11 protein-coding genes are annotated in these 13,599 nt (G+C 69.7%); 5 read left to right on the forward strand and 6 right to left on the reverse strand.

From position 1 onward, the window contains the following. Positions 1-21: 21 nt before the first annotated feature. The 3 genes from rseP (at position 22) to lpxD (ending at position 5,324) form a co-directional block, all read left to right on the forward strand. On the forward strand, positions 22-1,182 hold the full coding sequence (gene rseP / locus ACPCJR_RS14795) for an RIP metalloprotease RseP (RefSeq protein ID WP_391513952.1): 1,161 nt from the start codon (positions 22-24) through the stop codon (positions 1,180-1,182). Positions 1,183-1,529: 347 nt separating this feature from the next. Beyond that, positions 1,530-4,079: an outer membrane protein assembly factor BamA gene (gene bamA, locus ACPCJR_RS14800; protein WP_391513951.1), complete on the forward strand. Its 2,550-nt coding sequence runs from the start codon at positions 1,530-1,532 to the stop codon at positions 4,077-4,079. A 189-nt stretch (positions 4,080-4,268) separates the two neighbouring features. Continuing rightward, a complete protein-coding gene (lpxD, locus tag ACPCJR_RS14805; protein ID WP_391513949.1) occupies positions 4,269-5,324 on the forward strand; it encodes a UDP-3-O-(3-hydroxymyristoyl)glucosamine N-acyltransferase in 1,056 nt (351 codons plus the stop codon). A gap of 67 nt (positions 5,325-5,391) precedes the next feature. Here the strand turns inward: lpxD and ACPCJR_RS14810 are convergent, their stop codons facing one another. Both ACPCJR_RS14810 and ACPCJR_RS14815 read right to left on the reverse strand, forming a co-directional pair. Beyond that, on the reverse strand, positions 5,392-6,384 hold the full coding sequence (locus tag ACPCJR_RS14810) for a WcbI family polysaccharide biosynthesis putative acetyltransferase (protein WP_391513947.1): 993 nt from the start codon (positions 6,382-6,384) through the stop codon (positions 5,392-5,394). A gap of 10 nt (positions 6,385-6,394) precedes the next feature. Then, entirely contained in the window at positions 6,395-7,120 is a 726-nt protein-coding gene (locus tag ACPCJR_RS14815; protein WP_391513945.1) for a fused DSP-PTPase phosphatase/NAD kinase-like protein, read from the reverse strand. A gap of 162 nt (positions 7,121-7,282) precedes the next feature. Here ACPCJR_RS14815 and ACPCJR_RS14820 point away from each other — a divergent pair, with 162 nt between their 5' ends. After that, entirely contained in the window at positions 7,283-7,789 is a 507-nt protein-coding gene (locus ACPCJR_RS14820; RefSeq protein ID WP_391513943.1) for a GNAT family N-acetyltransferase, read from the forward strand. 182 nt (positions 7,790-7,971) lie between these two features. Continuing rightward, positions 7,972-8,511, forward strand: coding sequence for an inorganic diphosphatase (gene ppa, locus ACPCJR_RS14825; protein WP_110352571.1), 540 nt, complete (start codon positions 7,972-7,974; stop codon positions 8,509-8,511). Between the two features lie 130 nt (positions 8,512-8,641). Here the strand turns inward: ppa and pyrH are convergent, their stop codons facing one another. From pyrH to ACPCJR_RS14845, 4 genes are all read right to left on the reverse strand, one after another. After that, complete coding sequence (gene pyrH, locus ACPCJR_RS14830) at positions 8,642-9,364, reverse strand: UMP kinase (protein WP_391513941.1); 723 nt, start codon at positions 9,362-9,364, stop codon at positions 8,642-8,644. Between the two features lie 171 nt (positions 9,365-9,535). Further along, positions 9,536-10,456, reverse strand: coding sequence for a translation elongation factor Ts (gene tsf / locus ACPCJR_RS14835; protein WP_110352569.1), 921 nt, complete (start codon positions 10,454-10,456; stop codon positions 9,536-9,538). Positions 10,457-10,604: 148 nt separating this feature from the next. After that, positions 10,605-11,672, reverse strand: coding sequence for a 30S ribosomal protein S2 (locus ACPCJR_RS14840; RefSeq protein WP_331287978.1), 1,068 nt, complete (start codon positions 11,670-11,672; stop codon positions 10,605-10,607). Positions 11,673-11,868: 196 nt separating this feature from the next. Beyond that, positions 11,869-13,545 (reverse strand): methyl-accepting chemotaxis protein, encoded by a 1,677-nt coding sequence (locus ACPCJR_RS14845; protein WP_391513939.1) that lies wholly within the window; start codon positions 13,543-13,545, stop codon positions 11,869-11,871. Positions 13,546-13,599: the final 54 nt, after the last annotated feature.

Consider the following 13,599-nt stretch of genomic DNA (forward strand, 5'->3'; position numbering starts at 1 on the left):
CGGCCTAAAGGGATGGCGGCAATGGATTTCTTGAGCAGCATGGGCGGGAACGCGGCCGGTTTCTTCGGCGCGGTGATCCCGTTCCTGTTCGTGCTGACCATCGTCGTGTTCGTGCACGAGATGGGTCACTTCCTGGTCGGGCGCTGGTGCGGGGTCGGCGTCACCGCCTTCTCCATCGGCTTCGGCCCGGAACTCGTCGGCTTCACCGATCGGCGGGGCACCCGCTGGAAGCTCTCGGCCATCCCGCTGGGCGGCTACGTGAAGTTCGTGGGCGATGCCAACGGCGCCAGCGTGCCCGACCCCGAGGCGGTCGCCCGCATGGACCCGCACGAGCGGGCGGTCAGCTTCCCGACCCAGCCGGTGGCCAAGCGCGCGGCCATCGTCGCCGCCGGCCCGATCGCCAACTTCATCCTGGCGATCGCCGTTTTCGCCGGCGCGATCTACGTCAACGGCCGCCTCGAGACGCCGGCCCGCGTCGAGGCGGTGCAGCCGGGCAGCGCCGCCGCCCGCGCCGGCTTCCAGCCCGGCGACGTGATCCGCGCGATCGACGGCACCCCGGTCGCGACCTTCGGCGAGATGCAGCGCGTCGTCTCGGCCGCCGCCGGAAGCTCCCTCGCGGTGACGGTGGAGCGCGCCGGCCAGGAGCAGACCCTGACCGCCGTGCCCGACATGATCGACGAGCGCACGCCCTTCGGCCGCCACCGCTTCGGTCGGCTCGGCATCAACGGGCCGAACGCGAGCGCGGCCAAGCTCGTGCATTACGGCCCGCTCGACTCCCTCAAGCTCGGCACCTTCGAGACCGCCTTCGTGGTGGAGCGCACCTTCGACTACATCGGCAAGCTCGTCACGGGACGCGAATCCGCCGACCAGCTCTCCGGGCCGATCGGTATCGCCCGGGTCTCGGGCGAGGTCGCGCGGGTCGGCGGCGTCGGCGGCCTGATCGGCCTGATCGCGCTCCTGTCGGTCTCGATCGGACTGCTCAACCTGTTCCCGATCCCGCTGCTCGATGGCGGCCACCTGCTCTTCTACGCCTTCGAGGCGGTGCGCGGACGCCCCCTGAGCGAGCGGGCGCAGGAGATCGGCTTCCGCATCGGGCTCGCCTTCGTGCTGGTTCTGATGCTGTTCGCCGCCTGGAACGACATCCTCAATCTCGGGGCCTCGCTGAGCCAGCGCGGCACCTGAGCCGGGGCACGCCCCTCCCCCGAATCGACGGCCCGGCGCATGCGCCGGGCCGTTCTCGTTGAGGGTTAACGACACCTTTCGACGATCCGGACAGGAGCCGGAAAGACGTGGTTCGAACCATATTTACGCCCTATTCACCCTAATCTGAGATCGTCCGAAACGGACCTTCTCCGTTAAGTGGCGCGAAGGCCACGACCCCTCAAAATCCCTGAATGTCGGACGACGCCTGCGTTTGCTTCGCAGGGGAATCCCGATAGAAGCGTGGCTGGGACCAGAGGGCGGCACGTCCTAAGGACGGCCGCCTGCGGGTGCGAACCCGTGCTGAGAAAAAAGAGACGGGCGATTACATGATGTCGATGACGGGAAAGCGCCGGCGAAAGTCGGCGGAGCGGGCCATCGTTCTGGTCGCGACCGCCGCCGGCGTGATCCTCGGCAGCGCCGCCGCGCAGGCCCAGCAGATCGTCGTTGAAGGCAACAAGCGGGTCGATTCCGACACGATCCGCTCCTACGTCACCGGCACCGCCTCCGGCTCACCCGAGGAGGCCCGGCGCAACCTTCTCTCCACCGGCCTCTTCTCCGACGTGCAGGTCTCGGCGCGCGGCGGCACCACCCTGGTGCGCGTGCGTGAGAACAGCGTCGTCGGCCGCGTCTTCTTCGAGGGCAACAAGAAGGTCGAGAAGGCCACGCTCGAGAGCGTGGTGGAGTCCAAGGAGCGCGGCGCCCTCAGCCAGGCCGTCATCGCCGCGGACGTGGAGCGCATCCGGGACGTCTACAAGCGCTCGGGTCGCGGTACCGCCAAGGTCAGCTCCCGCCTCGTCGACCTGCCGAGCGGCCGCTCCGACGTCATCTTCACCATCGACGAAGGCGACAAGACCGGCATCCGCGCCATCAACTTCGTCGGCAACAGCGTCTACTCGGAATCGACCCTCAGGGGGCTGATGTCCTCCTCCGAGATGAACTTCCTCTCGTTCATCAAGACCTCCGACGTCTACGATCCCGATCGCATCTCCGCCGACCTCGACGTCGTGCGCCGCTACTACCTCAAGAACGGCTACGCCGATTTCCGCGTCGTCAACGCCGATGCCCGCTACGTCGAGGCCGGCGAGGAGACCGGCTGGGTCATCACCGTGACCGTCGAGGAAGGCCAGCAATACACCGTCGGCGCGGTCGCCGTGGATCCGCGCATCCCCGGCGTCGACCGCGAGGCCCTCGACGGCCAGATCCGCGCCCAGGTCGGCGACGTGTACAACGCCGAGGACGTGGAGAAGTCGCTCGTCGGCGTGACCAACGAGGTCAACCGCCAGGGCTTTCCGTTCGCCCAGGTGCGCCCGACCGGCCAGCGCGACCGCGCCACCCATCAGGTCTCCCTCGGCTTCGTGGTCGAGGACGGCCCGCGCGTCTACGTCGAGCGCATCAACATCCGCGGCAACACCCGGACCCGCGACTACGTCATCCGGCGCGAGCTCGACCTGACCGAGGGCGATGCCTACAACCGCGTCCTCGTGGACCGCGCCGAGCGCCGCCTGAACGGCCTGGGCTTCTTCAAGAAGGTGCGCTTCTCCAACGAGCCGGGCTCGGCGCCGGACCGGGTGGTCGTGAACATCGATGTCGAGGATCAGCCCACGGGTTCGTTCTCGGTGGCGGGCGGCTACTCCACCCAGGACGGCATCATCGGCGAAGTCTCGGTCTCCGAGTCGAACTTCCTCGGCCGCGGCCAGTACGTGCGCGTCGCCGCCCAGGGCGGCCAGTACGCCAAGGGCTTCGACTTCTCCTTCACGGAGCCGTACTTCCTCGGCTACCGCCTCGCGGCGGGCTTCGACGCCTTCTACAAGTATTCCGACCTGACCCGCTTCTCGCGCTACGAGACCACGGTCTACGGCGGCCAGCTCCGCGTCGGCCTGCCGATCACCGAAGAGTTCGGCGTCACCTTCCGCTACTCGCTCTACAACACCGAGCTGCGGGTGCCGAACACCATCAAGCGGCCCTACAACGACTGCTCGGTGCCGATCCCCGGCTACACCCGCGGACAGGACGGCAATCCGGTGACCTCCGTCGGTCAGACGGCGCTGTACCCGGAATGCGCCTTCGACGGCGAAGCCTCGATCGCGCTCAAGGGCGCCCAGGGCTCGACCCTGACCTCGCTCGCGGGCGTCACGCTGGCCTACTCGACCCTCGATAACCTGCAGCGGCCGACCAACGGCTTCTACGCCGAGGTCAAGCCCGACATCGCCGGCATCGGCGGCGACTCGAAGTTCTTCCGCGTGACGGGTGACGCCCGCTACTACAAGGAGCTGTGGGAGGACGTCGTCGGCTTCGTGCGCCTGCAGGGCGGCCACATCTCGGCGCTCGACAACAACCCGCTGCGCATCACCGACCAGTTCTTCCTCGGCCCGTCGCTCGTCCGCGGCTTCGCTCCGAACGGCCTCGGCCCGCGCGACATCGGCATCGCCGACGCCCGCTCCAACGCCATCGGCGGCACGACCTACTTCGGCGCCACCGTCGAAGTTCAGTTCCCGATCTGGGGCCTGCCGAAGGATCTCGGCCTGAAGGGCGCCGTGTTCGCCGATGCCGGTACGCTGTTCGGCTACGACGGCCGCCGCACCTTCGACCTGAACCGCGACAGCATCATCAACGGCTTCGCACCGGGATCGGGCTGCAACTACACGAACTTCGGCGCCGGTGCGATCCGGGTCGAGCCCGAGTGCGTGAACGTGCGCGACAAGCCGACGATCCGCTCCTCGGTCGGTGCCTCGATCCTGTGGAACTCGCCGCTCGGCCCGATCCGCTTCGACTACGCCTACGCTCTGTCCAAGGACGAGGGTGTCCAGACGGCGCTCGGCAAGGTCGGCAAGGACCAGCTCCAGGCGTTCCGCTTCTCCGGCGGCTCGCGCTTCTGATCCGGGGCGGCTCGCCGGAGCCGCCTCACCCGACGGCCCCTCGCGAGCCGTGCCCGACCGTCCTGCGGTCCGGCACGGCTCTTTTCTTTTTCGTCCCGGCGGACTTCTTCGCCCCCGAGGCAGTGCCCGCTCCGGCGAAGAGCGCTATAGCGGCGCCCGAACCCATTTCTTCGCGGCACGCTCAGCCTCATGTCAGATCCCGTCTTCATCGCGCCGAAAGCCGGCCTGACCCTCGGCGCCGTTGCCGAGGCCTGCGGCGTCTCGCTCCCCGAAGGAGCCGACCCGTCGCAGCCGGTGAGCGGGGCCGCCCCCCTCGAAACCGCGGGGCCGACCGAACTCGCCTACATGGACAATGCCCGCTACGGCGAGGCACTGGCCGGCACGCGGGCGCTGGCCTGCCTCGTCTCGCCGCGGTTCGCCGCCCGCGTTCCGGCCGGCACGGTCGCCCTCGTCACCCGCGACCCCTACCGCGCCTATGCCGGGCTGCTCGCCCGTCTCTACGAGGAGGCGATGCGCCCGCGCTCGCTCTTCTGCGCCGACGGCGTCTCGCCGGGCGCGCATGTTCACCCGCAGGCGCGGCTCGAGGACGGCGTGCGCGTCGATCCGGGCGCGGTGGTCGGCCCCGGCGCGGAGATCGGCTCGGGAACGGTGCTGGGCCCCAACGCGGTGATCGGCCCGAACGTGCGGATCGGGCGCGACTGCTCAGTCGGCGCGGGCGCGACCCTGACCCACGCGCTGGTCGGCAACCGCGTCATCGTCCATCCCGGCGCCCGGATCGGCCAGGACGGGTTCGGCTTCGCCATGGGCCCCGGCGGCCATATCAAGGTGCCGCAGGTGGGCCGCGTCATCGTTCAGGACGATGTCGAGATCGGCGCCAACACCACGATCGACCGGGGCGCCTCCCGCGACACGGTCATCGGCGAGGGCACCAAGATCGATAACCTCGTGCAGATCGCCCACAACGTGGTGATCGGCCGCCACTGCGTGATCGTCTCGGGTGTCGGCATCTCCGGCTCGACCACGCTGGAGGATTACGTCGTGCTCGGGGGGCAGGTCGGCGTCGTCGGCCACCTGCGCATCGGCATGGGCGCGCAGATCGCCGGCTCCTCCAACGTCAACCGCGATGTGCCTCCCGGCTCGCGCTGGGGCGGCACCCCGGCCAAGCCCGTGCGCACGTGGTTTCGCGAGATGACGACGCTGGCCCGGCTCGCCGAGCGCGGGGGCAAGGACGAGGCGGAGGGGTGACGTCAGGGCGCTGCCCTGAAACCCGCCGGAGGGCTGGCCCTTCGGGAACCCGGGACCGGACGCGCGTTCACGCCCCCTCGAACAGATTCCGGATCTGCAGCGAAGCGGCCCAGTGCTCGATGCGGTGGCAGGTCAGGCTCGCGCGCGGCTGCGCCCGGTAGATCGCGAGGCTTTGTTCGACGAAGGCGGGCAGGCCCAGCGTCTCGGGCGGCGCCCCTCTGCGCTGGCGGCGCTTGAACACCGTCGAGCCCGGCACGCCGTAGAGCGTCGCCACCGGCGGGTAGACCGGCCAGATCGCATCGTCGAGGAGCGCGTCCGGCGCGTAGGCCTCGACCGGAACGGCCCTGGCCGCGACGCCCGCCTCGCGCAGCAGCCGCGCGGCGATGTCGCCGAGCACCGCCAGACGCGGGTGGTTGATGTTGTGCATGAACAGGCCGGTGCGCGACCAGCGCAGCAACTCCGCCGACAGGTCGAAGCCGATCGCCCGGCTCGACGCGATCAGGTCCGCGGCGGCGATGTCCCAGGCATTGAGGTAGCCGAGCCCCGCAAGGACCTCCTCCCGGAACAGATCGACGATCCGCTCGGCCGGGAGCCCTTGCAGGAAGCCGAACAGGGCGATCGCGGAATGATAGGTGCCGAGGGGGGACGGCACGAGCCGCACCCGCGCCACCGTGGCCAGATCGCCGACATAGACCGCATCCGGATGGAAGGCGGTGAAGACGATCGACGGGAAGAGCCGCATCCGCGGCAGCAGGGCTTGCAGGGCCTCCGAGCCGCCCTCGGGGAAGAAACCCGCCGGGAAGGGCTGGGAGAAGACGTGGTCGAAGGCGCCGAGATCGGCGGCGAAGGCGTCGAGGCTGCGGGCCTGCCAGCCCAGCGACGCCATCGGGATCAGCCGCAGCCGCGCACCCGGCGCGAGGATGCGCAGGGCATCGGCGACGCCGCGGGCCTGACAATTGCCGATCACGGCGATGCGCGGACCGTGGAGACCGCTCTCGTCCGCCCCGCGGCGCCCAAGGCCGGGCACGCTCCCGAGCAGGCGGGAAAGCCGGAACGCCAAGGCGGCGGGCCTATTCGCGCCGCAGCAGGCGGTCGACGACGAGGTCGGACCAGACGCCGGCGCGGAAGCTTCGCGTCAGCGCCTGCGGGTCGTAGCTGTGCTCGACCCAGTCGAGGAAGCTCTGCCCCCGGGCCTCGCCCTCGCGCAGGTACAGGGCGAAGAAGGCATCGAGGATGCCGGTCTTGGCGAAGCGGAAATGGCCGTAGCGCGGCGAGAGCTGGCGCAGGGCCTCCCGCACCGGCCGGTCCTCGTGCAGGATCAGGAACAGGGTGGCGGCCAGTCCCGCCCGGTCCGCGCCGGACTTGCAGTGCATCACCGCCGGGTACTCGATCCCCGCGAAGAACGCCTTGGCGGCCAGCAGCGTCTCGCGGGAGGGCGCCTCGCGGGAGCGCAGCACGAACTCGACCAGGGTGAGCCCCTGCCGCTCGCAGGCCTCCCGCTGCAAGGGCCAGGAGCCGTGCTCGCGCCCGCCGCGCAGGGAGACCACGGTGCGCACACCCTGGCGCTTGAACCACGCGAGCTGGTGCGGCGTCGGCTGGGCCGAGCGCCACGCGATGCCGCTGCCGATCCGGTGTCGGTTGAGATAGGCGAGACGGAAGATCCCGTGATCGACGAGCAGCATGTTCGCCCAGGCCTTGGCCCGGTCGAGGGAGCCGGCGATGGGCCGCTCGAACTTCGCGATGCGCGCCATGCGCCGCGCGTAGCGCGTCTCGGGAGGAAGGAAACGGTTGAACACGGATCCGCGCGGGGCAGCCTGTCGGAGCGTCCCTCTACCAGCCCGCCGCCGGGGCGACAACGCGGGACTGTTCCGCCCCGCTGCAAGCCGTTGCCGAACCGGCCGCTTTGCCCCCATCATGGCAAGTCTCCCGACCGGAGCCCTCCCATCCGGAGCCTTCCGATGACGACGAACACGGCGAGCATCCGCCGCGCCCGGCCCGCGGACGCCGCCGACCTCTCGGCGGTGTTCGACGCGGCGTGGCGCGAGGCCTATCAGGGCGTGATCCCGGGGCTGGCTCTGGAGCGTTTCCTGGCCCGGCGCGGACCGGCGACGTGGCGCGCGATGATCGGGGGCGGGCGCGGGCTCGCCGTCGTCGCCTTCGGGGATCGGCTCGCGGGCTACGCCGCCTACGGCCGGGCGCGCGACCGGACCATGCGGGCGGACGGCGAGATCGACGAACTCTACATCGCCCCCGAATTCCAGGGGCTCGGGCTCGGCACCCGCCTGTTCCGGGCGGTGCGCAACGACCTCATCGACCGCGGGCTGACCCGCATCGGCGTCTGGGCGCTGGCCGACAACGCCCGCGCCTGCGCCTTCTACGAGGGCTTGGGCGGCGTGGCCGGCCCGGACTCGGTCGAGCGCGTCTCCGGCATCGGCCTGCCGAAGGTCGGCTACCTGTTCACCTGATCGGCGTTTTCCGCCTCGAAGAAGAGATGGCGGACCGACTCCGCCGAAGGGGCGATTTCAATTCCGGCCCGCCCATTCTAAGACAGCCGGCGATGGGTGCGGCACCATGAGCCGACCCGCACGATGCACCCGCGGGACGACGCGACGCGTCCGGCGGCCTGATCTTGAGAAAGCACAGGGCCATGGACATCAACGCCATCTCGATCGGCAAGAACCCGCCCCACGACGTCAACGTCATCGTCGAGGTTCCCCTCGGCGGCGAGCCGATCAAGTACGAGATGGACAAGGATGCCGGCACGCTCGTCGTCGACCGGTTCCTCTACACGCCGATGTTCTACCCGGGCAATTACGGCTTCATCCCCCACACCCTCTCGGGTGACGGCGACCCCTGCGACGTGCTGGTGGCCAACACCCGCGCCATCATCCCGGGCGCGATCATCTCCGTGCGGCCCGTGGGCGTGCTGGTGATGGAGGATGACGGCGGCGAGGACGAGAAGATCATCGCCGTCCCCTCCCGCAAGCTGACCCAGCGCTACAACCGGATCGAGAACTACACCGACCTGCCCGAGATCACGGTCAGCCAGATCCAGCACTTCTTCGAGCACTACAAGGATCTCGAACCCGGCAAGTGGGTCAAGGTCGTGCGCTGGGGCAACAAGGAGGAGGCTCAGCGGCTGATCCTCGAAGGCATCGAGCGCCATAACGCCCTCAAGGGCGCCTGATTTTTCCAGACGATCGACCGAGCCGCAACGCGAAGCCGTTGCGGCTCGGATGGCTTCCGCTCGCCTCACCTCTCCGCCGTGAGCATCGGCGAAGCGATCCGGCCACCAGGGCAATCGGCCGAGGTGCCGCCTACGGCACCACGCGGGTCGAGACCGAGGCACCCGTCAGGATCGCGGTGATCGAGCTCGGGGCGTGCACCGAGCCCACCACGATGGTGAGCCGGCTCTCGCGGGCCAGGGCGAAGGCGGCCGTGTCCATCACCTTGAGATCGCGGGCGATGGCCTCGTCGTGGGTGATGCGGTCGTAGCGGATCGCGTCACTGTCCTGCTTCGGGTCGGCCGAGTAGACGCCGTCCACCTGGGTCGCCTTCAGCACGGCGTCGCAGCGCAGCTCCGCCGCGCGCAGGACGGCCGCCGTATCGGTGGTGAAGTACGGGTTGCCGGTACCGCCCGCGAGCACCACAACCTGTCCCTTGTCGAGATGGTGCAGGGCCGGCTGGCGGGCATAGGTCTCGCAGATCGTCGGCATCGAGACCGCCGACATCGTGCGCGCCTGCACGCCGGCCGCGTTGAGCGCCGTCTCGATGGCGAGCGAGTTCATCACGGTGGCCATCATGCCGAGCGAGTCGCCGGTCGCCCGGTCGATCCAGCCGGCCTGAGAGATGCGCGCGCCGCGGATCAGGTTGCCGCCGCCGACCACCACCGCGATCTGGATGCCGCGCGCGACCGTGGCGGCGATGTCCTCGGCCAGTGCCGCCAACATCGGCGGATGGAGCCAGAAGCCGTCCGGGGCGGCCAGGGCCTCCCCGGAGAGTTTGACGAGGACGCGGCGGTAGGTCGTCGTCTCCGACATCGAAGATCCTCGTCGTCTCGGGTGCCGGGCGCCGCGGCTTCCGGCAATGCCGCGGCTTCTAGCAATACGGGGGCCCGAACGTCGAGGGGCGACGGCATCGCTGCCGCCGCCCCCGTGAGACGACCTGTGAGGATCGGTGACGAGGAGAGCCTCGAGCGGCCCTCCGTTGCCTCAGCGCGACATGCTCGCGACTTCGGCGGCGAAGTCCGGCCCCTCTTCCTTCTCGATGCCCTCGCCCAGCGCGTAGCGGACGAAGCTCTTGATCGTGACCTCGCCGCCGGCCTTGCCCGCGGCTTCCTTGAGCACCTGGGTGATGGTCTTGGAGCTGTCGTGCACGAAGGGCTGCTCGAGGAGGGTGACCTCCTTGTAGTAGCTCTTCAGGCCGCTCTCGACGATCTTGGCCATCACGTGGTCCGGCTTGCCGGCGTTCTTCTCGCGCAGGATGTTGCTCTCGCGCTCGACCACGGCCGGGTCGACGCCGGAGGCGTCCAGCGCCGCCGGGCCGGTGGCGGCGACGTGCATGGCGATCTGGCGGCCGAGCGTCGAGAGGAACTCGACGTCGCCCTCGGACTCGAGCGCGACGAGCACGCCGATCTTGCCCAGGCCTTCGCTGATCTGGCCGTGGACGTAGGAGGCGATCACGCCCTTGCTCACTTCGAGCTTGGCGACCCGGCGCAGGGTCATGTTCTCGCCGATCGTGGCGATGAGGTTCGAGAGCTTCTCCTGAACCGTCTCGGACGAGCCGGGGAAGGTCGCGGCCTGGAGACCTTCGAGGGTGCCGTCCGTGTTGAGCGCGAGCTTGGCGGCCTCGCGGGCGAAAGCCTGAAAGCTGTCGTTGCGGGCGACGAAGTCGGTCTCGGAATTCACCTCGACGATCGCGGCGTGGCGGCCGGCGGATTCGACGGCCACGAGGCCCTCGGCGGCAACGCGGCCGGCCTTCTTGGCGGCCTTGGCGAGACCCTTCTTGCGCAGCCAGTCCACCGCGGCCTCGAGGTCGCCGTCGGTCTCGTTGAGCGCGCCCTTGCAATCCATCATGCCGGCGCCGGTCTTTTCGCGAAGCTCCTTCACGAGTGCGGCGGTGATGTTGGCCATGGCGATCCTCTCGGGGGCTGAAGTGCAGGTCTTGAAGTGCAGGTCTTGAAGTGAATGAGCCCGGCGCTCGCTGAAAGCACCGGGCTGTGTAGGGTCGATGACGGTCCGGTCGCCGGGCCTCGGGCCCGGCGGCCTCGCGTGGGAGGGATCAGGCGGCCGCGGCCTCGACGAAGGCGCGGGACTGCGAGACCCAACCGTCGCGATCGATGCGGCCGTTGAGCTTCAGGTCCGTGTCGAGCTTGGCCACGTCCTCGGGCTGCATGGCGGCGATCTGCCAGTAGTGCCACACGCCGGCATCGTTGAGCTTCTGCACGAGCTGCGGGCCGACACCGGTCAGCTTGGTCAGGTCGTCGGGCGCGCCGCGGGGCGCGGCGAGCTGCTCGAAATGCTCGGTCGACTCGGCCAGCGCGGCGACATCGGCCGGAGCGATCGCGTCGGAGGCGACGGAGGCCGCGACGTCGTCGTTGGCCGGCGGCAGCTCCTCGGCGGTCGGCTCCTCGGAGGCGCCGACATCGATGCCGAGCGCGCCCTGGCCGCGGCCGATGCCCTCGATCGCCGCGCGGGCGATGAGATCGCAGTAGAGCGCGATGGCGCGGCCGGCGTCGTCATTGGCCGGGACGATGTAGGAGATGCCGTCCGGGTTGCAGTTCGTGTCGACGATGGCGGCGACCGGGATGCCGAGGCGCTGGGCCTCCTTGATGGCGAGCTGCTCCTTGTTGGTGTCGATCACGAACAGCAGGTCGGGCACGCCGCCCATGTCCTTGATGCCGCCGAGCGCCTTCTCGAGCTTGTCCTTCTCACGGGTCAGCATGAGGCGCTCCTTCTTGGTGAGGCCGACGGCCCCGCCCTCGAGCGTCTCGTCGACCTTGCGCAGGCGCTGGATCGAGCCGGAGATGGTCTTCCAGTTCGTCAGCATGCCGCCGAGCCAGCGGGAATTGACGTAGTACTGGGCCGAGCGCTTGGCCGCCTCGGCGATGGAATCCGCCGCCTGGCGCTTGGTGCCAACGAACAGCACGCGACCGCCGCGGGCGACCGTGTCGCTCACCGCCTGGAGGGCGGCGTGCAGCGCCGGCACGGTCTGGGCGAGATCGATGATGTGGATGTTGTTGCGGGTGCCGAAGATGTAGGGCTGCATCTTCGGGTTCCAGCGGTGCGACTGGTGCCCGAAATGGGCGCCGGCCTCGAGGAGCTGGCGCATAGAGAAATCGACGGCCATGATTCTTTGGTCTCTCCGGTTGATACCGCCGCGGAGGAGTAGCCGGACGATCGGCCGGCCACCGGAAACGCCCCATTCAGGCATGGGGCCGGCTCCGCGTGTGGAATGGGCGGGGCGTTAGCAGAGACGGGGCGGCGTGGCAAGAAGCCAGCCGCCCCGATCCGAGCGCTCCGCCGTTCGGTCCTGGTCTCGCGGCTCAGGCGGCGCGGACGGTCGCCAGGAAGCGAGTGACCTCGGTGCCCAGGTGATCGGCCTGCTGCGACAGGGCCGAGGCCGAGGCGAGCATCTGGCTCGCCGCCGCGCCGGTCTCCTCCGCCGCGCCCGCCACGCTGGCGATGGTGCCCGTCACCTCGCCGGTTCCAGTGGCCGCCTGGGCCACGTTGAGCACGATCTCCCGGGTCGCCGCGCCCTGCTGCTCGACCGCCGAGGCGATCGCGGTGGCGACGCCGCTGATCTCGCGAATGCGGTCGGCGATGCCGGCGATGGCCGAGACCGCCTGATCGGTCGATCCCTGGATCTGGTTGATCTGAGCCGAGATTTCGGCGGTGGCCCGGGCGGTCTGGCTCGCCAGTTCCTTCACCTCGGAGGCCACGACCGCGAAGCCGCGGCCCGCCGCACCGGCGCGGGCCGCCTCGATCGTGGCGTTGAGCGCCAGGAGGTTGGTCTGGGCCGCGATCGACGAGATCAGGTTCACGACGTCGCCGATGCGGCTGGCGGCCTGCGCCAGATCCTGGACGAGGGCGGCGGTGCCGTTGGCCTCGCCGACGGCGGCCTGGGCGAGATCGGCGGAGCCCGCGACCTGCCGGCCGATCTCGCTGACGGAGGAACCGAGCTCCTCGGCTGCCGCCGCCACGGTGTTGACGTTGCTGGAGGCCTGTTCGGCCGCCACGGCGACGCTGACGGATTGCGCCGCCGTCTGCTCGGCATTGGCGCTCATGGTCTGGGCGGTCGCCCGCAGCTCGCCGGCGGAGGAAGAGACCGAGGCGACGATGCCGCCGATGGCGGATTCGAAGCGGTCGGCCATCTGGCGCATGCCGGCCTTGCGCTGCTCCTCGGCCGAAGCCCGGGCGAGCGCGGTCTCCTCCTCCAGGGCCCGCGTGCGGAGGATGTTGTCGCGGAACACGCCGACGGCGCTCGACATCTCGCCGATCTCGTCGCGGCGCTGGCCGTAGGGAACCGGCGAGGCGGCGTCGCCCTCGGCGAGGCGGCGCATGGCGCCGCTCATCCGCGCGATCGGGCGCGAGACGCCGAGGAAGGAATAGGCCATCGCCCCGAGCGCCGTCAGGAGGCTGACGCCGAGCACGATCAGCGTGACGCGGGTGGCCTCCGTCTGCGCCTGCCGGATCCCGGCATCGGCCGTCCGGCTCGCCGCGAGATTGATGTCGATGAGTGCCCGCACGGACGCCGAGGCGGCGAGGTAGCTCGTGTTCATCGGTCCGCGGAAGGCGGCCATCGCCTCCTCGTAGCGCTCCGCAGGGAAGGCGCGCAGACGCTCCCAGTCGGATGTCAGGACGCCGAGCTTCGTCCGCATGGCGTCGTAGGCCGTACGCTCCTCGGGCGACGAGACCAGCGCGTCGTAGGCGTCGACCTTGGCGCCCCGGTCCCGCATGAACTCGGCGACCTTGGCCGCACTCTCGCTCTTGGCGGCCTCGCTCTCCGCCGTCATGTAACGGAACTGCCAGAGCCGGGTGCGGATGACGAGACTATTGATGTGGTTCGCCTCGTTCATCGACGGGATCGTGTTGTCGAGGAGCGCACCGGTCTTCGCCTCGATGTCATCGAGTTTGATCAGAGCGACGGCGCCCTGCGCGACGGACAAGATCAGCATGAGGACGAACAGGCCCATGAGGCTGTTCTTGAGCGTGATTCTCATTATGGACCCCCGACAGAGGTCGGTAGGCTTGAAACAAGCCAATTAACAAACGTG

It is taken from the genome of Methylobacterium sp. NPDC097929 (assembly GCF_049543375.1).
Classification (GTDB): domain Bacteria; phylum Pseudomonadota; class Alphaproteobacteria; order Rhizobiales; family Beijerinckiaceae; genus Methylobacterium.